Raw genomic sequence first — 21981 nt, 5'->3', positions numbered from 1 at the left:
CGCTGTGGGGGTGCCGGGGACCGGCGCCCTGATTGATCCGTGCTGCAGCTTCCGGTAACGCTAACAGCAGAGCGATACGGGGGCAATGTGGGCTCCGGGATGCGTGAGACAAGACAGGGCGGGGAGAGTTCGGGATGAGACGCACGGGAATCTGGGTGGTGGCAGGCGCTGCCTTGCTGGCCTCCACCGCGATGGCGCAGGACAGCGCGCCGGCCAGCACCGCCCATCCGGAACTGTGGCCCGAGGCGCGCAGCCGCGGCCTGGTCGATCCCGAAACCGAAGCCTTCGTGACGCAGCTGATGGCGCGCATGAGCCTGGAGGAGAAGATCGGCCAGATGATCCAGGCGGATACCAGCGCGATCACGCCGGACGATCTGCGCCGCTATCCGCTCGGCTCCATCCTGGCGGGCGGCAGCTCCCCGCCCATCGGCAAGCCCGACCGCTCGCCCGGCGCCGACTGGGCCGCCACGGTGGACGCGTTCGAAACGGCGGCGATGGAGCCTCGCAGCGGCCACACGCCCATCCCGATCATCTTCGGCATCGACGCGGTGCACGGCAACAACAATGTCGTGGGTGCCACGCTGTTTCCCCACAATGTCGGCCTGGGCGCGACGCGTAACCCCGATCTGATCCGCCGCATTGGCGACGCGACCGCGAAGGAGACGGCGGCCGCCGGTATCCACTGGGCGTTCGGCCCCACGCTGGCGGTGCCGCAGGATGACCGCTGGGGCCGCACATATGAAGGCTATTCCGAGGATCCGGAGATCGTGCGCGCCTTTGCCGGCGCCATGGTCGAAGGGCTGCAGGGCAAGCCCGGCCTCACCACCATTCAGGTCGGGCGGGTGGCGGCGAGCGCCAAGCACTTCCTGGGCGATGGCGGCACCGCCGATGGCGTGGACCAGGGCAATACGCAGGTGTCGGAAGCCGAGCTGATCGCCACGCACAATCCCGGCTACCCCATGGCGATCCGCGGCGGGGTGATGACGATCATGGCCTCGTTCAATTCGTGGAATGGCGAGAAGATGCACGGCAACCGGTCGCTGCTGACCAATGTGCTGAAGGGGCGGATGGGCTTTGACGGGTTCATCGTGGGCGACTGGAACGGCCATGCGCAGGTGGCCGGCTGCACCAAGACCGATTGCGCGGCCAGCTTCAATGCCGGGCTGGACATGGCGATGGCGCCCGACAGCTGGCAGGGCCTGTTCGACACCACGCTGGCGCAGGTGCGCGCCGGCACGATCCCGCTGGAGCGGATCGACGATGCCGTGCGCCGCATCCTGCGGGTGAAGCACCGGCTGGGCCTGTTCGATGCCGCCCGGCCCTTCACCGACCGCGCCGGCGTGATCGGCGCGCCGGAGCATCGCGCGGTTGCGCGGGAGGCGGTGCGCCAGTCGCTGGTGCTGCTGAAGAATGATGGCGTGCTGCCGCTGAGGCCCGATGCGAAGCTGCTGGTCGCCGGAACCCATGCGGACGATATCGGCCTGCAATCGGGCGGCTGGACGTTGAGCTGGCAGGGCGACGGCAACAGCAATGCCGATTTCCCCAACGGGCAGTCGATCCATGCCGGCATTGCGGAGGCGATGGCGGCCGGCGGCGGCTCCGCCACGCTCAGCGTCGATGGCAGCTTCACCGACCGGCCCGATGCCGCGATCGTGGTGTTCGGGGAGATGCCCTATGCCGAAGGGCGCGGCGATGTGCGCACGCTGGAGTTCGAGGCGGGCGACAAGCACTCGCTGGAGCTGCTGCGCCGGCTGAAGGGGGCGGGCATCCCCACCGTGTCGGTGTTCCTGTCCGGCCGGCCCTTGTGGGTCAATCCGGAGCTGAACGCATCGGACGCCTTTGTCGCCGGCTGGCTGCCGGGATCGGAAGGCGGCGGCATCGCCGATGTGCTGATCGCCGGCGCGGACGGTACGGCGCGGCACGATTTTCGCGGGCGCCTGTCCTTCAGCTGGCCGAAGAATGCGGGCCAGTTCACGCTGAACGAAGGGCAGGACGGCTATGACCCGCTGTTCCCGCTCGGCTATGGCCTGTCCTATGCCGAAGGCGGCAGCGTGCCGCAGCTGGCCGAAGAAGCCGGCGTGGATGCGAGCCTCGCCAACACCACGCTGTTCTTCACCCGCGGCCGGGTGCCGGAACCCTATGCCTTGCAGCTGGACGACACGGTTGCGCAGGCGGCGGTGGACAGCCCGCAATTGCAGGAAGGCGCAGTGCAGCTCAGCTGGCGCGGCGCGGGCACGGCGCGGATCGCCGGACCGGTGCTGGGCCTCAGCCGGGAAACCAACGGCGACATGCTGCTGCAGCTGCAATATCGGGTGGACCGGGCACCGTCCGGCCCCGTGCAGCTGATCCTGGGCAATGGAGTGCTGGACGTCGCCACGCTGATGGGCGCGGGCGGAAACTGGCGCACCTTGCGCGTGCCGTTGCGCTGCTTCCAGGCCGCGAGCGGCGACATGGCGGCGGTGGACGCGCCGGTCGCGATCCGCGCCGATGCGCCCTTCACGCTCTCCCTGGCCGAGGCACGGCTGGTCACCGATCCGGAGGGTGCGCAATGTCCTGCAAGCTGATGTCCCGCTGGCTAGCTGGCGCGGCGGCGCTGCTGCTGCTGACGACGGGCGCGGGGGCGCAGGACTGGACCGCCAGCTGGGGCACCGCGCAGATCCGGGTGGAAGGGCAGGATGCGGACAAGGCGCCGCTGCCCGGCCCCGTCACGGTCCGGCAACCGGTGCGCCTGTCGATCGGCGGCCCGCGTTTGCGCGTGCGCCTGTCCAACCTGTTCGGCACGCAGCCGCTGCTGGTGGATGGCGCGGCCGTCGGACTGGTGCTCACGCCGGGCCAGGCGGCGGTGCGGGACAGCCGCCCGCTGACCTTTGCCGGCGCGCGCTGGGTGCGCATCCCGCCCGGTGCGGAGATGTATTCGGACCCGGTCGATCTGCCGACGCAGGCCAGCGCCGATCTGGCGGTGACGCTGCATCTGCCCGCCGCGCCGGCGGTGCGCACCGGCCATCCGGGATCGCGCGCCACTGCCTTCACGCTGGCCGGCGATCATGTGGATGATACCGCCTTCGCCGACGCCACCGCCCTTCTTGGCTGGCACCTGCTGGCCGATGTGGAGGTGGATGCCACCGCCGAAGTCGCGCCCGCGCGCACGATCGTGGCGATCGGCGATTCGATCACCGACGGCTATGGCGTGCAGCCCGACACCTACCAGCGCTGGACCGATCACCTGCTGACCCGGCTGCGCGGCCATGCGGGGACGGAGCATGTTGGCGTGATCAATGCCGGGATCGGCGGCAATCGGGTGCTGCTGGACGGGATCGGCCCCAATCTGCTGGCCCGGTTCGACCGCGACGTGATCGCCCGCAGCGGGGTGACGGACGTGATCCTGCTGGAAGGGGTCAACGATCTGGGCACGCTGACCCGCGATGCGCCCGCCACGCCGGAGGAGCATGCCCGCATCGTGGCGGAGATCACCGGCGCCTACCGCCAGATGGCGGAGCGCGCCCATGCCCACGGCATCCGCCTGATCGGCGGCACGATCACGCCCTTCGTCGGCAACGACTATTACCATCCGGGGCCGGAAAGCGAGGCGGACCGGCAGGCGATCAACGCCTTCATCCGCACCAGCGGCACCTTCGATGCGGTGATCGACTTCGATGCCGCCTTGCGCGATCCGGCGGACCCGGCGCGCATGGCGGCGGTTCATGATTCCGGCGACCACCTGCACCCGTCACCGGCGGGCTATGCCGCCATGGCGGCGGCGGTGCCGCTGGACCTGTTCGCGGACGAGGCCGCAGACGCTGCGCCGATGCTGGCGATCACGGTGGACGACCTGCCGGCCCACGGCCCGCTGCCGCCGGGCGAGACCCATCTGGCGGTCACGCAGGCGCTGATCGCCGCCTTCCGCGATGCCGGCGCCACCGCGCCGATGGGCTTTGTCAATGCGGGCAAGGACGAAGGCGATGGCGAGGCGGTGCTGCGCGCGTGGCGGCAGGCCGGCTTCCCGTTGGGCAATCACAACTGGTCCCACGCCAATGTAACGGCGGTGAACCGGCAGGGCTTCGCCGCAGAGGTGGCCCGCAACGAGCCGGTGCTCGCCCGGCTGATGGCGGGGGAGGACTGGCGCTGGTTCCGTTATCCCTACCTGTCCGAAGGCGACGACGCGGCGACCGTGGCGGCGGCGCGGGACACCCTGCGCAGCGGCAACTACCGCGTCGCGGCGGTGACGATGGACTTCGGCGACTGGGCCTGGAACGGCGCCTATGCCCGCTGCGTGGCGAAGGACGACACTGCCGCGATCGCCGCGCTGGAGGACAGCTACCTGCAGGCCGCCCGCACAGGCGCGCTGAATGCGCGGGCGATGGCGCAGGGCGCGCTGGGGCGGGACATTCCCTATGTGCTGCTGCTGCATGCCGGCGCGTTCGATGCGCGCATGATGCCGCGCCTGCTGGCGCTGTACCGCGAACTCGGCTTCCGCTTCGTGCCGGTGGAACTGGCCCAGGCCGATCCGTTCTACGTCGCCGCGACCGACCTGTCGCTGCCCGGCCCCAGCCCGCGGCTGGACCGTGCGGCAGCGGCTGCGGGCGTGCCGGTACCGGCCGGCGCGGCACAGCCGGGCGAGAACGTCTGCGCCGGATAGAAAAAGGGCGAGGCGGCCATGTGGCTGCCCCGCCCCTGTCAGGCCGGAAGGGTCGCGGGCTCAGCCCTGCATCTCCTCCAGTTCCTTGCCCTTGGTTTCCGTGATGAACCGCTTCACCAGGAAGAAGCTGAGCAGCGCGCAGAAGGCGTAGAAGCTGTAGCTGACCGCCAGCCCCAGCATCGATGCCATGATCGGGAAGCTTTGTGCGATCAGGTAGTTGGAGAACCACTGCGCAAACCCGCACACCGCCAGCGCGGAGCCGCGGATCTGGTTGGGAAACATCTCCCCCAGCATGACCCACATGATCGGGCCCCAGCTGATGTTGAAGAAGATCACATACAGGTTGGCCGCGATCAGCGCCGTGGTGCCCAGGTTGGACGACAGCTGCAGCTGCCCTTCCGCATCCAGCGTCCCGTTGGAGAACACATAGACCAGCATGAACAGCGTCACCGTCATGCCGGCGGAACCGATCAGCAGCAGCGGCTTGCGCCCGATCTTGTCCACCAGCGCGATGGTCAGGAAGCAGGCGGCGATCGATACCACGCCCGACACGATGTTGATCAGCAGCGACTGGTCTTCGGTGAAGCCGGCCAGCTGCCACAGGGTGGAGCCGTAATAGAAGATCACATTGATGCCGACCAGCTGCTGGAACACGGCAAGCACCAGGCCCGCCCACACGATCGGCCGCAGGAAGGTGCCGGGGGCGCGCACATCCGACAGCTTGGGATCGTGCTGCCCGACGAAGCTGTTCTGGATTTCCAGCAGCTTGGCCTTGGCGACCGTTTCGCCGAACAGGCGGACCAGCACGGTGCTGGCATGGTCATGCCGGCCCTTGCCCACCAGGAAGCGCGGGGATTCCGGGATGAAGAACAGCGCCAGCAGGAAGATCGCGGCCGGCACGGCCTGCATCAGGTACATCCAGCGCCAGGCTTCCAGCCCGGCCCACCAGATATTGGTGGAAGCGCCGGCCGCCTGCGCCAGGAAGTAGTTCACCACGAAGGCGGTGGTCAGCCCGGTGATGATCATGATCTGCTGCACCGTGGTCATCCGCCCGCGGATATGCGCCGGGGCGACCTCGGAGATGTAGGCGGGCGACAGCACGCTGGCCGCGCCGACGGAGATGCCGCCGGCGATGCGCGCCAGCACGAACACCAGCTGGCTGCCGGCGAAGCCCTGGATCAGCGCGCCGATCAGGAACAGCAGCGCCGCCAGCCGCAGCACGTTGCGCCGGCCGATGCTGTCGGCCAGCGTCGCGGCGGAAAAGGCGCCGATGAAGCAGCCGATCAGCAGCGAGCCGACGGTGAAGCCCAGCCCCCCTTCGGACAGGCCGAACGCGGTGGTCAGCCCTTCCTGCGTGCCGTTCACCGCGCCGCTGTCATAGCCGAACAGCAGGCCGCCGATCGTCGCCACCGACACGATGGCGGCGATGAAGCCCATATTCGCCCGCTCTGGCGGCGTGGCCATGGCCGTCGCGCCCCTTCCGATGTCACTCATTCCTAGATCCCTCTCCTGAATTGTCAGTGATTATGTCGCGGAGTGCGCTCCGCGATTCCACGATATTTGAGCGCAAAGTCCAGCACCCCGCCATCCGCCAGCTGTCCCACTTTTTCGCGGTACAGCTCTTCCCACGGGCTGTTGCTGGCGGGCACGCCCTGGGGCGGCGACTCTGCCAGGCGCCGGGCGATCTCCGCCTCGTCCACCAGTGCGTCGCAGCGGCCGGTATTGAGGTCGATATGGATGGTGTCGCCATCGCGCAGCCAGGCCAAACCCCCGCCCGCCGCGCTTTCGGGCGAGATGTTGAGGATGGAGGGGCTGTCCGACGTGCCCGACTGCCGGCCGTCGCCCATGGTCGGCAGCGTCAGCACGCCGCGCTGGATCAGCGCATCAGGCGGCTGCATGTTGACCACCTCCGCCGATCCGGGCCAGCCCAGCGGGCCGGAGCCGCGGATCACCAGGATCGTGCGCTCGTCTATCTCCAACGCCGGATCGTTGATGCGGTTGTGGTAATCGTCCGATCCGTCGAACACCACGGCGCGGGCCTCGTACAGGTTCTCCCGCCCGGGTTCGGACAAATAGCGGGCGCGGAACTCCGGCGAGATGACGCTGGTCTTCATGATGGCGAAGTCGAACAGGTTGCCGCTCAGCACCAGGAAGCCGGCGGTCTCCTTCAGCGGCTGGTCGAACGGGCGGATCACCTCGCGGTCGGTCGCCTCGCGGCCGGCGATGTTCTCCCCGATCGTCCTGCCGGTCACCGTCAGGCACGCGCTGTCCAGCTTCCCCGCCCCCGCCAGTTCGCACAGGATCGCCGGCACGCCGCCCGCGCGGTGGAAGCGTTCGCCCAGGAAGCGGCCCGCCGGCTGCACATCGGCCAGCAGCGGCAGGTCGTAACCATGCTCCATCCAGTCGGCGGCACTGATGGGGATGCCGGCGTGGGCCGCCATCGCATTGATGTGCGGCTGCGCGTTGGAGGAGCCGCCGATGGCGGTGCAGGTGCGGATCGCGTTCAGGAACGAACCGCGGGTCAGGATGTCGAGCGGGCGCAGATCCTCATACGCCATGTCCACGATGCGCTGGCCGGTGCGGAACGCCATTTGGCCGCGTTCGCGATAGGGTGCCGGGATCGCCGCGCAGCCGGGCAGCGACAGGCCCATCGCCTCCGCGATCGCGTTCATGGTGCTGGCCGTGCCCATGGTGTTGCAATGGCCGGGTGACGGCGCGCTGTCGGTCGCGCGGCGCAGGAACTCCTCCTCGTCGATCTCGCCGGCGGCCAGCTTGCGCCGGCTGCGCCAGATCACCGTGCCCGATCCCACCAGCTCGCCTTCGTGCCAGCCATCCAGCATCGGCCCGCCGGACAGGACGATGGCCGGGATGTTGACGGTGATCGCCGCCATGATGCCCGCCGGCGTGGTCTTGTCGCAGCCGGTGGTCAGCACCACGGCATCCAGCGGATAGCCGTACAGCGTTTCGGTCAACGTCATGGCCGCCAGGTTGCGGTCCAGCGCGGCGGATGGCCGGCGGCAGTTCTCGAAGATCGGCAGCGTCGGAAATTCGATGGGAATGCCACCGGCGGAGATGATCCCGTCGCGCACCCGCTTGGCCAGATCCACATGGATGCGGTTGCAGGGGGACAGGTCGCTGCCCGATTGCGCGATGCCGATGATCGGCTTGCCCGCCTGCAGCTCCTCCGGCGTCAGGCCGTAATTCATGAACCGCTCCAGATAGAGCGCGGCCATGTCGGATCGGTGCGGTGCGGCGAACCAGTCGCGCGAACGGAAGGGGCGAACGGGCCGGCGTTCCATACAATTACTCTCCTGCCGGGCGCCTCTCCGCGCCCTTATGCTGTTATCGCTAACATGCCGGCGGCAGAGTGCAAGTCATGGATGGGCCGAATGCGGCCTGCGGCGGGGCGGCGCGTCGGACTGGCGGCGGATCAGCGTGTAATCCAGCACGCAGTGCCGCTGATCGGGCGGCGATTGCTGGCGGATGGCGCTGACCAGCAGGTCCACCGCCGCGCGGCTCATGTCGGCGATCGGCTGGTGGATGGTGGTCAGTTCCGGCCAGATGGTGGTCGCCAGCGTGGTGTCGTCGAACCCGCAGACGGTCAGGTCGCCCGGCACGTCCAGCCCGCGGCGGTGCGCCACGGCCACGCTGGCGGCGGCCATGTCGTCATTGCCGGCAAAGATCGCGGTGGGCGCGTCGGCCAGGTCCAGCAGCTGCTCGGCCGCATCCAGGCCGGAGCGATAGGTGAACAGCCCCGGCGCCACCAGCTCCAGATCCAGGACCACCTCGGCATCCTCCAGCGCGGAGCAATAGCCGGCATAGCGATGCGCGCTGGCCTTCAGCGTGGGATTGCCCTTGATGAAGCCGATGCGCCGGTGCCCCAAACCCAGCAGATGCCGCGTCATGGCATAGGCGGCCTGGCAATCGTCGATGCTGACGGCCAGCTGCCCGGCCGGCGGCACCGCGCTGCCGACCAGCACGGCGCGCACCTGTTCTTCCGCCAGCAGCCGGAGCAGGGCCGGCGAATCGCATAGCGGCGGCGGCAGCAGGATGCCGTCCACACCCGATTCGATCAGGTGGCGCGCCACCTCGATCTCGTGATCGCCGGGCTCGCACCGTTCCACGATCAGCTGCACGTCACGCCGGCTGGCCTGGTCCAGGCTGCCGACGAGGAATTCGCTGAGATAGCCGGCGCTGGGGTTGGAATAGAGCAGGCCGATCCGGCTCTGCCCCGCGCCTGCCAGGCTGCGGGCCGCCGGATTGGGCGCGTAGTTCAGCGCGCTGATCGCGCTGTTGACCAGTTCGCGGGTAGCCGGCCGCACATTGTTTTCGCCATTGATGACGCGCGACACGGTCATGGGCGACACGCCCGCGCGCTTGGCGACATCGATGATCGTGGGGGCGGAGCGCTGGCGGCGGGAGGTTTTCACCATGTGAAAGCTGCTGTCACGATCCGGCAGGCGTGGCAATGGGCAAGCTGCCTGCACCCCTTGACACATGTCCGCCCAGCCTGTTCGTTAGCGCTAACAAATTCGACCAGGGAGAGGTCATGACCAATATCAGCCGCCGCCGGGCACTGTGCCTGCTGGCCAGCGCGTCCGCCATCGGGATCACGCCAGCCGCCTTTGCGCAAGGCAGCGACCGCCCGCTTTATCGCGACCCGACCGCACCCATCGACCTGCGCGTGCGCGACCTGCTGGTTCGCATGACGCTGGAGGAGAAGGTCGGCCAGATCATCGCCCTATGGGCCGCCAAGTCGGAGATCATGCGCGATGGCGCGCTGGACTTCGACGCCCGCAAGGCCAGCCGCGCCTATCCCCACGGTATCGGCCAGGTCACCCGCCCGTCCGACCGGCGCGGCGGGCCGGAGGTGGCAGAGGTCGCCGGCGGCACAGGCGCGCGCTGGCGTGGGGCGGAATCGACGGTCAATTTCGTCAATGCGGTGCAGCGCTGGGCGGCGGAAGAGACGCGGCTGGGCATCCCCGTGCTGTTCCACGAGGAATCGCTGCACGGCTACATGGCGCCGGACGCCACCATGTTCCCACAGGCAATCGGGCTGGCCGGCACATTCGACCGCGACATGATGCGCCGGGTGCAGCGGCAGACCGGGCTGGAGGTGCGCGCGCATGGCGCTCACCTGACCCTGTCGCCGGTCGTCGATATCGCGCGCGACCCGCGCTGGGGCCGGATCGAGGAGACCTTCGGCGAGGATCCCTATCTGTGCGGCGAGATGGGCGTCGCCAGCGTGATCGGCTTGCAGGGCGAAGGCAGCACGCTGGCGCCCGGCCACGTCTTCACCACGCTGAAGCACATGACCGGCCATGGCCAGCCGCAGGCCGGCAACAATATCGGCCCCGCCCCGCTGGCGGAGCGGGAGCTGCGCGAGTTCTTCTTCCCGCCCTTCCGCGCCGTGGTGGAACGCACCGGGCTGGCCGCTGTCATGCCGTCCTACAACGAGCTGGACGGCGTGCCGAGCCATGCCAATCGCTGGCTGCTGGGCGATATCCTGCGCGGTGAATGGGGCTTCGATGGGGCCATCGTCAGCGATTATGGCGGGGTGACGGAGCTTGCCAGCATCCACCATGTCGCGGCGGACAAGGAGGGCGCGGCCCGGCTTGCGCTGGCCGCGGGCGTGGATTCGGAACTGCCCGATGGCGAGGCGTTCCGCACGCTGGTGGAACAGGTGCGCGACGGCCGCGTGGCGGAGGCCGCGGTCGACCAGGCCTGCGCGCGCATGCTGCGGCTGAAATTCCGCGCCGGCATGTTCGAGAACCCCTATGCCGATCTGGCGGAGGCGCAGCGCGTTACCGGCAATGCTGAAGGCCGCGCCCTGGCGCTGGAGGCGGCGCGCAAGTCGCTGTGCCTGCTGACCAATGACGGCACGCTGCCGCTGGACCAGTCGCGTGCAGGTACGGTCGCGTTGATCGGCCCGAACGCGCAGGTCGCCCGGCTGGGCGGCTATTCCGGCGCGCCGCGGCAGGTGGTGACGCTGGCCGATGCCTTGCGCGCCCGCCTGCCCGCCGAACGGCTGATCGTGGCGCAAGGCGTGCGCATCACCCAGACGGAAGACCGCTCCGAAAGCGAGGTGCTGCTGGCCGATCCGGCGGAGAACCGCCGCATGATCGCCGAAGCGGTGGAGGCGGCGCGTGGTGCCGACCTGATCGTGCTTGCGATCGGCGATACGGAGCAGACCAGTCGCGAAGGCTTCGCCAGGAACCATCTGGGCGACCGCACCGATATCGACATCGTGGGCGAACAAAACGAGCTGTTCGATGCGCTGCATGCGCTGGGCAAGCCGGTGGTCGTGTGCGCCATCAATGGCCGCCCGCCCAGCTGGCCCGCCATCGCCGCCCGCGCCAATGCGCTGCTGGAATGCTGGTACCCCGGGCAGGAGGGCGGCACCGCCATTGCCGACGCGCTGTTCGGCGACGTCAATCCCGGGGCCAAGCTGCCGGTCACGGTGGCGCGAAACGAAGGGCAGCTGCCGCTGTTCTACAACAGCAAGCCTTCGGTCGGGCGCGGCTACCTGTTCGACACGACCGCGCCGCTGTTCCCCTTCGGCCACGGGCTCAGCTACACCACGTTCGAACTGTCGCCGCCACGTCTGTCGGCGCAAGCAATCGGCTTGGCCGGCACGGTGCAGGTGGAGGTCGATGTGCGCAACACCGGCACGCGAGCGGGCGACGAGGTGGTGCAGCTCTATGTTCATGACCAGGTCGCATCCGTCACCAGGCCGATCAAGGAGCTGAAAGGGTTCGAGCGGGTGACCCTGGCGCCGGGCGAACGGCGCACGGTGCGCTTCACGCTGGACCGCCGCACCTTTACCATGTGGGACATCGACATGCGCGAGGTGGTCGAACCGGGCCGGTTCGACATCATGACCGGTGCGGACTCGGTCAATCTGCAGACCGCGGTGCTGGAGGTCGGCTGAGCCTTGCGCCGCCGGCCGCGACCATGATAGCGTTATCGCAAAATACATCCTGGAGAGGACAATCAATGAAACTGCTTCGTGCCGCCGTGCTGGCGTCCACCATCCTGTGCGCCGCCGCCTGCACCTCCGCCCCGGAACAGGCGGCCGAGGGCGAGGCGCGCTCCTCCGATGGCCGGGAATATCTCTCGCAACCGCTGGTGAGCGAGATCTACACCGCCGACCCGTCCGCCCATGTGTTCGACGGGCGGATGTACATCTATGCCAGCCACGACATCGACGGCCCCACGCCGGAAGACGATCTGGGCAGCCATTTCGAAATGCGCGACTACCGCGTCCTCTCCATGGATCGGGTCGGCGCGCCGGTTACGGTGCATCCGGTGGCGCTGGACGTGGATCAGGTGCCGTGGGCGGCCCGCCAGATGTGGGCGCCCGACGCGGCGTTCAAGAACGGCACCTACTACCTCTACTTCCCGGCCAAGGACAAGCAGGGCGTGTTCCGCATCGGCGTCGCCACCTCCGACAGCCCGACCGGCCCGTTCACGCCCGATCCGCAGCCGATCCCCGGCAGCTTCTCCATCGACCCGGCCGTTTTCACCGATGATGACGGCGCCTCCTACATGTATTTCGGCGGCATCTGGGGCGGCCAGCTGCAACGCTGGGCCACCGGCAATTACCAGGCGAACGGATCGAAGACCGATCTGGAGCAGCCCGACCAGCCGGCCCTGATGCCCAAGATCGCGCGCATGGATGGCGGCATGAAGACCTTCTCCGAAGCCCCGCGCGATGTGCAGATCCTGGACGAGGCGGGCAAGCCGATCCTGGGCGGCGACACCGACCGCCGCTTCTTCGAGGCGGCGTGGATGCACAAATATAACGGCAAGTACTATCTCAGCTACTCGACCGGGGACACGCATTACCTGGTCTATGCCACCGGCGATTCCCCCTATGGCCCCTTCACCTATCGCGGCCGCATCCTGGAGCCGGTGGAAGGCTGGACCACGCACCATTCCATCGTGGAGCAGGGCGGCAAGTGGTGGCTGTTCTATGCCGACACGCAGCTGTCCGGCCAGACGCGCCTGCGCAACGTGAAGGTGACGGAGCTGACCTACAACCCGGATGGCACGATCCGCACGATCAGCCCGTTCAAGTAGGCGCAGTCGAGCGGGGGTGGTGCCGGCATGCGCCACCTCCTTCCGGCCCTCAGCCGACCGGTGCCGCCGCCTCGCGCAGGCGCCGGCGATGCGCCTCGCCCATCGCCTCCGTTTCGGTGAGGTCGACGACATGGATCGTCAGGTCGCCCCGCCGCTGTTCGATGTGGGAGCCGGTCACGTCCCCCTTGGTGGCCCGCACCGTGAAACGCTCGATCCGGTAAAGGCCCGGATTGCCCGCCGCCCCGTCGAACGGGACATAGCGACGGCTCCTGATCTGGCGCAGGATGCCGGGCGCCCATTGGCCAAGCCCGTTATTGCGCAGGATCTCGATATCCGCGGTCCGCCCGTCCGGCCGGATCCAGTAACCCACATCGGCCAGCCGCAGGTCCGAATCGATGAAGCGGTTCACCTCCACGGTATCGTCCGCATTGATGTCCTCGTACCCGGATGCGAACAGCAGGCGCGGAGGGTCCGTCGCGGCCTGTCGCAACCGGGTGGCCAGCGCATCGACCGCGTCATTGTCCCCTTCGCGGACCGCGATCCGTGTTCGGAGGATCTCGCGCAAGTCCCGCATCAGCCGGTCGTCGGCACCGGCAAGGCCGACAGCCTCGTCCGCCAGGCGCAAGGCATCCCGGTCATGCTCCTGCAACAGCGCCAGCCACGCGCGGCGGAATGCCGCACCGGCAGCGAACTGTGCGTTGCCGCTATCCGCAGCCTTGCGCTGGACAGCCCGGTACAGCGCGCCTGCGGAATCCAGCGTCCCCAGGCCGACCATGCTGTCAGCAAAGGCCAGTTCCTGCCCCAGCGTCGCCACGTGGCTCTCGCCCACATGCTGGCGCAGCACCTCCACATTGTTCCGCGCTGACTGGCGCCACAAGCGCGGGTCGCCTTGATGCTCCGCAACGGATGCCAGGGTGGCGTACATCATCGATACCGGCCCGGGCAGCTCGGCCGCATGGTCGCGATTGCGGCGGATCGCGCGTTGCAAGGTATTGCGCGCATCCGTGTAGCGCCCGCTGGCGAACTGGTTCACGGAGAGTTGGAGCGACAGCTCGATCTCTTCCTTGGGCGGGCAGCTGCGTGCGAGGCAGGTGGCCAGCTCCTCCTCGATCCGTTGGCCGACGACGACGATCTCGTCCGCCGGCGCTGAGGCCGGGGCGGCGGAGGCGGCTTGCGCCATGAGGAGCAGCACGGGAGCAAGCATGGCCGGATGCTCATACAGCCCCCGTCGGTTGTCAAGCAGCCGGCAGGCCGCGCCCCCTACTTCGCCAGCGGCACGCCGCCGGCGGGCGGCACTTCGGTGATGCGCGATGACACCTCCCACAGGTTGATCCCGCCCTCCGCCACCGCAGCGTCGATCGCGGCCAGCTCGTCCTCTGCGAAGTCGAGCCGCTTGACAGCATCCAGGCTGTTGTCGAGCTGCTCCACATTGCGCGCGCCGATCAGGGCGCTGGTCACGCGCGGGTCGCGCAGGACCCAGGCGATGGCCATCTGCGCCAGGCTCTGCCCGCGCGCCGCGGCGATGTCCGCCAGCTTGCGGATGCGCGCCAGATTGTCCTCCGACAGGAAACCTTCGCGCAAGGATCGGCCCTTGGTGGCGCGTGAGCCTTCCGGCACGCCGGCCAGGTACTTGTCCGTCAGCATCCCCTGCGCCAGCGGGGAGAAGGCGATGCAGCCGGTGCCCAGATCCTCCAGCGTGTCCAGCAACCCTCCCTCGATCCAGCGGTTCAGCAGCGAATAGCTGGGCTGGTGGATCAGCAGCGGCACCTTGTGCTCCGCCAGGATCGCCGCGGCGGCCCGCGTCAGCTCCGGGCTGTAGGAGGAGATGCCGACATACAGCGCCTTGCCCTGTGCATGCAGTTGCGCCAGCGCGCCCATCGTCTCTTCCAGCGGGGTGCTCTCGTCCACCCGGTGCGAATAGAAGATGTCGACATAATCCAGGCCCATGCGCTGCAGGCTCTGGTCGCAGCTGGCGATCACATATTTGCGGCTGCCCGACGGGCCGCCATAGGGGCCGGGCCACATGTCCCATCCCGCCTTGCTGGAGATGATCAGCTCGTCACGGTGATCGCGGAAATCGGCGGCCATGATGCGGCCGAAATTCTCCTCCGCCGAGCCGAAGGGCGGCCCGTAATTGTTGGCGAGATCGAAATGCGTCACCCCGCGATCGAAGGCGCGGCGCAGCACCGCGCGGCCGGTTTCGAACACGTCGGCCCCGCCAAAATTCTGCCACAGGCCCAGCGAGATCGCCGGCAGGTCCAGTCCGCTGCGGCCGCACCGGCGATAGGGCATCTGCCCGTCATAACGGGCGGGATCGGGCTGGTAGGGGATGTTGGCCATGGCAGTGCGGGTCCGCTCCTGGGATCGGGGTGTCAGCTGACAGAACGCGCAAGCGCCTGCCGGTTCCGCCCGGGCTTTGTAAACACGGCCAGAGGTGTTAGCGGTACCAGCAAAGCCCCGACAAGCGGGCACGATGGAGATGCGAGGATGTTCACCCCCCTGAGGCGCTGGCTGCTGGTCCTTGCCGCGATCCTGCTGCCGGCACCGGCGCTGGCGGAGGACGGCCACGATCTATGGCTGCGCTATCGCCCGCTGGCTGCGGAAGGCGCGGCTGCCCTGCCTGCTGCGGTGGAGCGGCGTGGTGACACGCCAACCCTGCGCGCGGCGGAAGCCGAGCTGATCCGCGCATTCGCCGCCATGGCGGGCGAGACGCAGGGACGCGGCGCGCGCGTGGTGCTGGCCGCTGCCGCCGACCCGCAGGTGGCCGCGCTGGGCCTGCCGCTGGGTGATCTTGGAACGGAGGGCTACCTGATCCGGCAGGTGCGGCTGGGCGACGCGCCCGCGACCCTGGTGACCGGCAACAGCGATATCGGCGTGCTGCATGGCGCCTTCGCGCTGCTGCGCCATCTGGGCAGCGGTGGGGCGCTGGCTGGTGTCGACCTCGCCTCCGCCCCGCGCATCGGCCTGCGCGTGCTGAACCACTGGGACAATCTGGATGGCTCGGTGGAGCGCGGCTATTCCGGGGAAAGCATCTGGGACTGGTGGACGCTGCCCGAATATACCGGGCCACGCTACACCGACTATGCCCGCGCCAATGCTGCGCTGGGCATCAACGGCACGGTGCTGAACAATGTGAACGCAAAGGCCGACAGCCTGACCGCACCTTACATCGCCAAGGCGGCAGCGCTGGCGGAGGTGTTCCGCCCCTATGGCATCAAGGTCTATCTCTCGGCCCGCTTCTCCGCTCCGGTCGAACTGGGCGGGCTGGACACGGCCGACCCGCTGGACCCGCAGGTGCAGGCCTGGTGGGATGCGAAGGCGGCTGAAATCTACAGGGCCATCCCCGACTTCGGCGGCTTCCTGGTGAAGGCCAACAGCGAAGGCCAGCCCGGCCCGCGCGACTATGACCGCAGCCATGCCGATGGCGCCAACATGCTGGCCCGCGCGGTGGCGCCCCATGGCGGCATCGTGATGTGGCGCGCCTTCGTCTATGCCGACACCGACCCGGACGATCGCGGCAAGCAGGCTTATACCGAGTTCAAGCCGCTGGATGGCCAGTTCGCCGACAATGTGCTGGTGCAGGTGAAGAACGGCGCGATCGACTTCCAGCCGCGCGAGCCGTTCCACCCATTGTTCGGCGCCATGCCGCAGACCCCGCTGATGCTGGAGCTGCAGATCACCAAGGAATATCTCGGCTTCAACACGCACCTCGCTTACCTCGGCACCATGTGGGAGGAGGTGCTGGACGCCGACACCATGGTGCGCGGGGCCGGCTCCACGGTGGCGCGGGTGGTGGACGGTTCGCTGGAGGGACACCAGCTGACCGGCATTGCCGGCGTCGCCAATATCGGTGCGGATCGCAACTGGTCCGGCTCCACCTTCGATCAGGCGAACTGGTATGCGTTCGGCCGGCTGGCCTGGGACCACACCCTGCCGGCGGAGGCGATCGCGCGCGAATGGGCGGCGCTGACCTTCACGCCCGATCCGGCGCTGACCGGACCGGTCGTGTCCATGATGATGGGCTCGCGGCAGGCGGTGGTCGATTACATGACGCCGCTGGGCCTGGCGCATCTGATGGGCACCGGCCACCATTACGGCCCCGCGCCGTGGATCGCCGATCTGGCGCGGCCCGAATGGAACCCGGCCTATTACCACAAGGCGGACCGGCAGGGCATCGGCTTCGACCGGACGTCGACCGGCAGCAATGCGGTGGCGCAATATGCCGCGCCGCTCGCCGCCCGCTTCGCCGATCCCGCCACCACGCCGGAGGCGGACCTGCTGTGGTTCCACCATCTGCCGTGGGATTACCGGATGCAGTCCGGCCGCCCGTTGTGGGCGGAGCTGGTGCACCGCTATGATCGGGGGATCGGCAACGTGGCCGAGATGCGCCGGCAGTGGCACGCATTGGCCCCGCTGGTGGATGCGGAGCGGCACGAACAGACCGCCGCCTTCCTGGCGATCCAGCAGCGTGACGCGCAATGGTGGCGCGATGCCAGCATCGCCTACTGGCGCTCCCTGAACGGCCTGCCGATGCCCGGTGGCGCGGCCGCTCCGCCACGTGATCTGGATTACTACCAGTCGCTCAGCTTCCCTTACGCGCCCGGCAACACGGGCTGAGCGGCAGGAACTGCATACCTCCTGTCTCATTGGGAGGAGGTATGCCCGCGAACTTCAGTTGGATCCGGCCGGAGCCGTGGGGCATCCATGTGGTGCCGGCCGATTGCTGGATCGATCCGGCGCGCGAGGTGCCGCACGCGCTGGTGACGCACGGCCATGCCGACCATGCGCGCGGCGGGCACGGGCAGACGGTGGCGACGCCCGCCACGCTCGCCATCATGGAGCTGCGCTACAACACGCGCGAAGGCGCAGTGCCGGTGGAGTATGGCGAGACGATCCGCCTGCCCGGCGGCGTCGATGCGACCTACCTGCCCGCCGGCCATGTGCTGGGCAGCGCACAGATCCTGCTGGAACATGCGGGCGAACGGGTGATCGTGACCGGCGACTACAAGCGCCGCCACGACCCGACCTGCCCGCCCTTCCAGGTGACGCCGTGCGACATCTTCATCACGGAGGCGACCTTCGGCCTGCCGGTCTTCACCCATCCGCCGATCGAGGGCGAGATGGCCAAGCTGCTGCAGCGCCTGGCCGACCAGCCCGACCGCTGCGTGCTGGTGGGCGCCTATGCGCTGGGCAAGGCGCAGCGGGTGATCGCGGAGCTGCGCCGTGCCGGGCATGATCGGCCGGTCTTCCTGCATGGCGCGCTGGAACGCATGTGCCGCCTGTACGAGGATTGGGGCATCGACCTTGGCGAGCTGCGGCTGGTCAGCGACGCGAAGAAGGACGAGATGCGCGGGGCTGTGGTGATGGCGCCGCCATCCGCGCTGAATGATCGCTGGAGCCGGCGCCTGCCCGATCCGGTCACATCGATGGCCAGCGGCTGGATGATGGTGCGCCAGCGTGCGCGGCAGCGCGGGGTGGAACTGCCGCTGATCATCTCCGACCATGCCGACTGGCCCGAGCTGATCCGAACCATCCAGGAGGTAAATCCGCAGGAAAGCTGGATCACGCACGGGCGGGAGGAAGCGCTGCTGCGCTGGTGCGAGCTGCATCAGCGCAAGGCGCGCGCGCTGGCGCTGGTCGGTTACGACGAGGACGAGGACGACTGACGGTGGAAGAGTTCGCCGCCCTGATCGACTCGCTGGTCTACACCACCAGCCGCAATGCCAAGCTGCAGCTGGTGGCCGATTACCTGCGCCGCACGCCCGACCCCGATCGCGGCTGGGCGCTGGCGGCACTGACCGAAGGGCTGGACTTCCCGGCGGTCAAGAGCTCCACCATCCGCAACCTGCTGCACGACCGGGTCGATCCGGTGCTGTGGACGCTCAGCCGCGATTTCGTGGGCGACACGGCGGAAACCGCCAGCCTGCTGTGGCCTCAGGGCCCCGCACTGCCGGGCAACCCGCCCTCCCCGCCGACCGTCAGTGAAGCGGTGGAGCTGCTGGCGGAGATGACGCGCGCCACCGTGGGCGTGAAGCTGGCGCAGCTGCTCGACCGGCTGGATGCCGACGGCCGCTATGCCCTGCTGAAGATGGCCACGGGGGCGATGCGCGTGGGCGTATCGGCGCGGCTGGCCAAGACCGCCTTCGCTCAGGCCTTCGAAGTCAGCGTGGAGGAGGTGGAGGAATATTGGCACGCCATCCCCGCCCCCTACACCGCCCTGTTCGACTGGGCGGCCAACGGCGCAGCCCCGCCCGACACGGCGGCGCTGCCGCTGTTCCGCCCTTTCATGCTGGCGCACCCGCTGGAGGAGCTCGAGGTCGACCTGCTCGACTATGTGGCGGAATGGAAGTGGGACGGCATCCGCGTGCAGCTGGCCCATGCTGGCGGCGAGACACGGCTCTATTCGCGTGGTGGGGAGGACATCACCGGCACCTTCCCCGAAATGGCGGAAGCGCTGACGATCCCCGCCGTGCTGGATGGCGAATTGCTGGTGCGCGGCGCGCATCAGGGGGGTGAGGAAGGCGGCGCGGCCAGCTTCAACGCCTTGCAACAACGGCTCGGGCGCAAGGCCGTCAGCGCCAAGATGCTGGCCGAAGCCCCAGCCTTCGTGCGGTTATATGACGTATTGCAACTGGATGGCGAGGATCTGCGCGAGCGCCCCTGGACGGAGCGTCGCGCCGCGCTGGAGGCGCTGCTGCCACGGCTGCCGGCAGACAGGTTCGACATTTCCGCCGTGATCGCTGCCGACCATTTCGCCCATCTCGCCACCATCCGCGAAGGCACGCGCGACGATGCGATCGAGGGGGTGATGCTGAAGAAGCGCGACAGCCCCTATGTCGCAGGGCGGCGCACCGGCCTGTGGTACAAGTGGAAGCGCGATCCGCTGCTGGTGGATTGCGTGCTGATGTATGCGCAACGCGGCAGCGGCCGGCGCGCCAGCTTCTACAGCGACTACACCTTCGGCTGCTGGGACGGCGACCCGGATGAAGGTGCGGAGCTGCTGCCCGTGGGCAAGGCCTATTCCGGCTTCACGGACGAGGAGCTGAAGCGGCTGGACCGCCATGTGCGGCAACACACGGTGAAGCGGTTCGGCCCGGTGCGGGAGACCGACCGGTCACTGGTGTTCGAGGTCGCGTTCGACTCCATCCACGTCAGCAAGCGACACAAGAGCGGCCTCGCCATGCGCTTCCCGCGCATCCACCGCATCCGCTGGGACAAGCCGGTGCACGAGGCCGACAGGATCGCCGCCCTGCAGGCGCTGGTGCGGGACTAGCGTCCGCTACGTCGCTTTCTCGCCAGTTCCAGCAGCATGGCGGGCGCCGACAGCAGAGGGTGCCGTTCGCGCCACGGCGTGACCTCCACCGCGACACCGGTGTGCCGCTCCACCTTCCACGCGGCGTAGCGGGCCGCGCCGTCGAAGGTCGCCGCCGCGCGCACCAGCCGCACCACGTTCAGCGGCTTGCCCATCCGCCGCCGCCGCCCCCACCAGCGCCGCGCACGCAGGCGCTGCGCGGCGCTGAGATAGGGAATCAGCCTGTCGCCATCCTGATCGAAGGCGATGCCGTCCCGTGCCCAGATGCGGGGCAGCAGGCCGGTGAAATGGGTGCGGTGCGTGGCCAGGATCGTGTCCTCGCGCCCCGGTGCCTCCACCCGCAGTTCAGCCCGATAGGTGGCGCGGAACAGCGCGCGCCAGTAATCCTCCTCCCGCCCCTGCGCCGGGCCCAGCGCGGCGGCCAGCCAGGCGGCGGTCCCGGCCGCCGCGTCCAGTGCCCGCGCCACCTGTGCCGCGCCCGCCTCGTCGCGCTGCCACACCAGCGCCGATGGCTGCACGAAGCGCGCCCAGATGGTCGTGTCCAGCGTGCGCCCCGCCGCCGCCGCCGCGAAGGTCGCCAGGTGCATGGTGGCGATCTTGGCGCGCAGATCCCGGCCATCGTGCCGCCATTCGCGATAGGACACGCGCGGCCACAGCCCCCGCTCCACCGGGCCATCGGTCAGCACATAGAAGTCGAGCACGCCGTCCAGCGAGCCGGTCCTGAGGTTGGAACCGTAGAACAGCACCGCCGCCGCGCCCGCTTCCCCAACGGCCAGACGGGCGGCGAAGGCGGACACGGCAGGGTCGATGGACACAGCCGGCCGGCTCATGGCGTGACGAAGATCAGCCGCGGCCCCAGCGACAGGCGATATCGGCCCGGGGGAAAAGCTTCCCCGTCCAGGATGAACTCCTCGCCCAGCTCCAGGCCGAACTCCTGCCCGCCCAGCAGGTGGTAACCGCGCCGCACCGGGCCGCCGCCGATCAGCCCGGCCAACGCCAGCGGGATGCGCAGCAGCACGCCGGCGCGCGCACGATCGACCAGCGCCATGCGCATCGCCCCGCCCAGCTTGCGGAACGGGCGCACCCCGCCGGGAAACCGCTCCAGCGTGGAGACGAACAGCATGAACCGTTCGTCGGCCCGCGGGCCCTGCACATGCGGCAGCGGGCGGCCGGCCGCATCGCTGAGCCGCATCGGGGTGGAGCGGCGATAGGGATTGTTTGCGCGGCCGAACAACGCCTGCAGCACGGTCCACAGCGCGGTCAGCACCACCACTGCGGCGTTGAACGCGCCATGCCGGTGCGCCCGCTGCCCCAGCGCGACGGCGCGGGTATAGAGGCCGGCACCTAGCGCGAAGCCGACTACGCGCGCCTGCGGATTGTCGACCTCCGCCACGACCAGCGGCCGCCGACGTACGCCGTGCCCCTGCGCCGCGCAGGCCAGCGCCCGGTCCAGCGACCAATCGGCCGGCAGCAACAGGTCGGCCGCCAGCGCGTTGGTCTTGCCGCTGGGCAGCACGATCAGCTGCGGCCAGGCCTGGCCGAACACCGCCGTGCCGCAGGTCAGCACGTCGCGCACCGTGCCGTCGCCGCCATCCACCACCAGATAATCGACCCGCTGCTCGGCAAAGCGGCGCAGGATGTCCAGCAGCTCGCCCCGGCGCGTGGGCGCTTCCACCAGCAGCGTGGCCCTGGAGGTGATCTCCGGCTGCGCGCCGCCGGCATTGCGGTGGCTGCGCTGGTTGCGGATCACGCCGACCAGCGGCACGTCCCGCACAGGCGCGCGCACGGCGTCGGGCGCGCCGGCATCGGCCAGCGGCGCGACCGGCAACTGGTCGAACAGATGGATCGTCGCGTTCATGGTGTCTGCGCGTTTACCTGAAAACGGCAGGATGACCATCACCTGCCAGACGCGCGCGCCCCTGCGTGCGCGTCAATGAACGCAGGCTTGCCC

At 69.0% G+C, this 21981-nt stretch carries 14 protein-coding genes; 7 read left to right on the top strand and 7 right to left on the bottom strand.

The features are described from left to right. Positions 1-134: 134 nt before the first annotated feature. A complete protein-coding gene (locus tag D5S08_RS04660) occupies positions 135-2564 on the top strand; it encodes a glycoside hydrolase family 3 protein (RefSeq protein WP_121115998.1) in 2430 nt (809 codons plus the stop codon). Beyond that, on the top strand, positions 2549-4636 hold the full coding sequence (locus D5S08_RS04655; RefSeq protein ID WP_241557233.1) for a GDSL-type esterase/lipase family protein: 2088 nt from the start codon (positions 2549-2551) through the stop codon (positions 4634-4636). Before D5S08_RS04660 ends, D5S08_RS04655 begins: the two co-directional genes overlap by 16 nt. Positions 4637-4696: 60 nt before the next feature. Here D5S08_RS04655 and D5S08_RS04650 read toward each other — a convergent pair whose 3' ends face one another. The 3 genes from D5S08_RS04650 to D5S08_RS04640 form a co-directional block, all read right to left on the bottom strand. After that, a complete protein-coding gene (locus D5S08_RS04650; protein ID WP_121115996.1) occupies positions 4697-6100 on the bottom strand; it encodes a sugar porter family MFS transporter in 1404 nt (467 codons plus the stop codon). A 53-nt stretch (positions 6101-6153) separates the two neighbouring features. After that, positions 6154-7935, bottom strand: coding sequence for an IlvD/Edd family dehydratase (locus D5S08_RS04645; RefSeq protein ID WP_121115994.1), 1782 nt, complete (start codon positions 7933-7935; stop codon positions 6154-6156). 75 nt (positions 7936-8010) lie between these two features. Then, positions 8011-9069, bottom strand: coding sequence for a LacI family DNA-binding transcriptional regulator (locus D5S08_RS04640; protein ID WP_121115992.1), 1059 nt, complete (start codon positions 9067-9069; stop codon positions 8011-8013). Between the two features lie 116 nt (positions 9070-9185). Here D5S08_RS04640 and D5S08_RS04635 point away from each other — a divergent pair, with 116 nt between their 5' ends. Both D5S08_RS04635 and D5S08_RS04630 read left to right on the top strand, forming a co-directional pair. After that, positions 9186-11567: a glycoside hydrolase family 3 N-terminal domain-containing protein gene (locus D5S08_RS04635; RefSeq protein ID WP_121115990.1), complete on the top strand. Its 2382-nt coding sequence runs from the start codon at positions 9186-9188 to the stop codon at positions 11565-11567. Positions 11568-11632: 65 nt separating this feature from the next. Beyond that, a complete protein-coding gene (locus D5S08_RS04630) occupies positions 11633-12718 on the top strand; it encodes a glycoside hydrolase family 43 protein (protein WP_121115988.1) in 1086 nt (361 codons plus the stop codon). 49 nt (positions 12719-12767) lie between these two features. Here D5S08_RS04630 and D5S08_RS04625 read toward each other — a convergent pair whose 3' ends face one another. Further along, on the bottom strand, positions 12768-13922 hold the full coding sequence (locus tag D5S08_RS04625; RefSeq protein WP_121115986.1) for a hypothetical protein: 1155 nt from the start codon (positions 13920-13922) through the stop codon (positions 12768-12770). 56 nt (positions 13923-13978) lie between these two features. Continuing rightward, the gene (gene mgrA / locus D5S08_RS04620) at positions 13979-15058 is read right to left on the bottom strand and encodes an L-glyceraldehyde 3-phosphate reductase (protein WP_121115984.1); all 1080 of its coding nucleotides are present in this window, start codon (positions 15056-15058) and stop codon (positions 13979-13981) included. A gap of 147 nt (positions 15059-15205) precedes the next feature. Between mgrA and D5S08_RS04615 the strand changes: the two genes are divergently transcribed. From D5S08_RS04615 to D5S08_RS04605, 3 genes are read left to right on the top strand one after another with little or no spacing between them, the layout of a single operon-like run. Continuing rightward, complete coding sequence (locus D5S08_RS04615) at positions 15206-17335, top strand: alpha-glucuronidase family glycosyl hydrolase (protein WP_121115982.1); 2130 nt, start codon at positions 15206-15208, stop codon at positions 17333-17335. A gap of 41 nt (positions 17336-17376) precedes the next feature. Further along, positions 17377-18384 carry a ligase-associated DNA damage response exonuclease gene (locus D5S08_RS04610; RefSeq protein WP_121115980.1) on the top strand — a complete coding sequence of 336 codons (1008 nt, stop codon included), beginning with the start codon at positions 17377-17379 and terminating at the stop codon, positions 18382-18384. Positions 18385-18386: 2 nt separating this feature from the next. Next, positions 18387-19991 (top strand): cisplatin damage response ATP-dependent DNA ligase, encoded by a 1605-nt coding sequence (locus D5S08_RS04605; RefSeq protein WP_121115978.1) that lies wholly within the window; start codon positions 18387-18389, stop codon positions 19989-19991. Here the strand turns inward: D5S08_RS04605 and D5S08_RS04600 are convergent. Continuing rightward, the gene (locus D5S08_RS04600; RefSeq protein ID WP_121115976.1) at positions 19988-20860 is read right to left on the bottom strand and encodes a hypothetical protein; all 873 of its coding nucleotides are present in this window, start codon (positions 20858-20860) and stop codon (positions 19988-19990) included. The genes D5S08_RS04605 and D5S08_RS04600 overlap by 4 nt on opposite strands. Continuing rightward, positions 20857-21888, bottom strand: a complete 1032-nt coding sequence (locus D5S08_RS04595) for a diacylglycerol kinase family protein (protein WP_162301922.1) — start codon at positions 21886-21888, stop codon at positions 20857-20859. The genes D5S08_RS04600 and D5S08_RS04595 overlap by 4 nt, the downstream gene beginning before the upstream one ends. Between the last annotated feature and the right edge of the window lie 93 nt (positions 21889-21981).

The organism is Croceibacterium ferulae (assembly GCF_003660445.1).
Taxonomy (GTDB): Bacteria; Pseudomonadota; Alphaproteobacteria; order Sphingomonadales; family Sphingomonadaceae; genus Croceibacterium; species Croceibacterium ferulae.
This window is presented reverse-complemented; position numbering and strand designations above follow the sequence as displayed.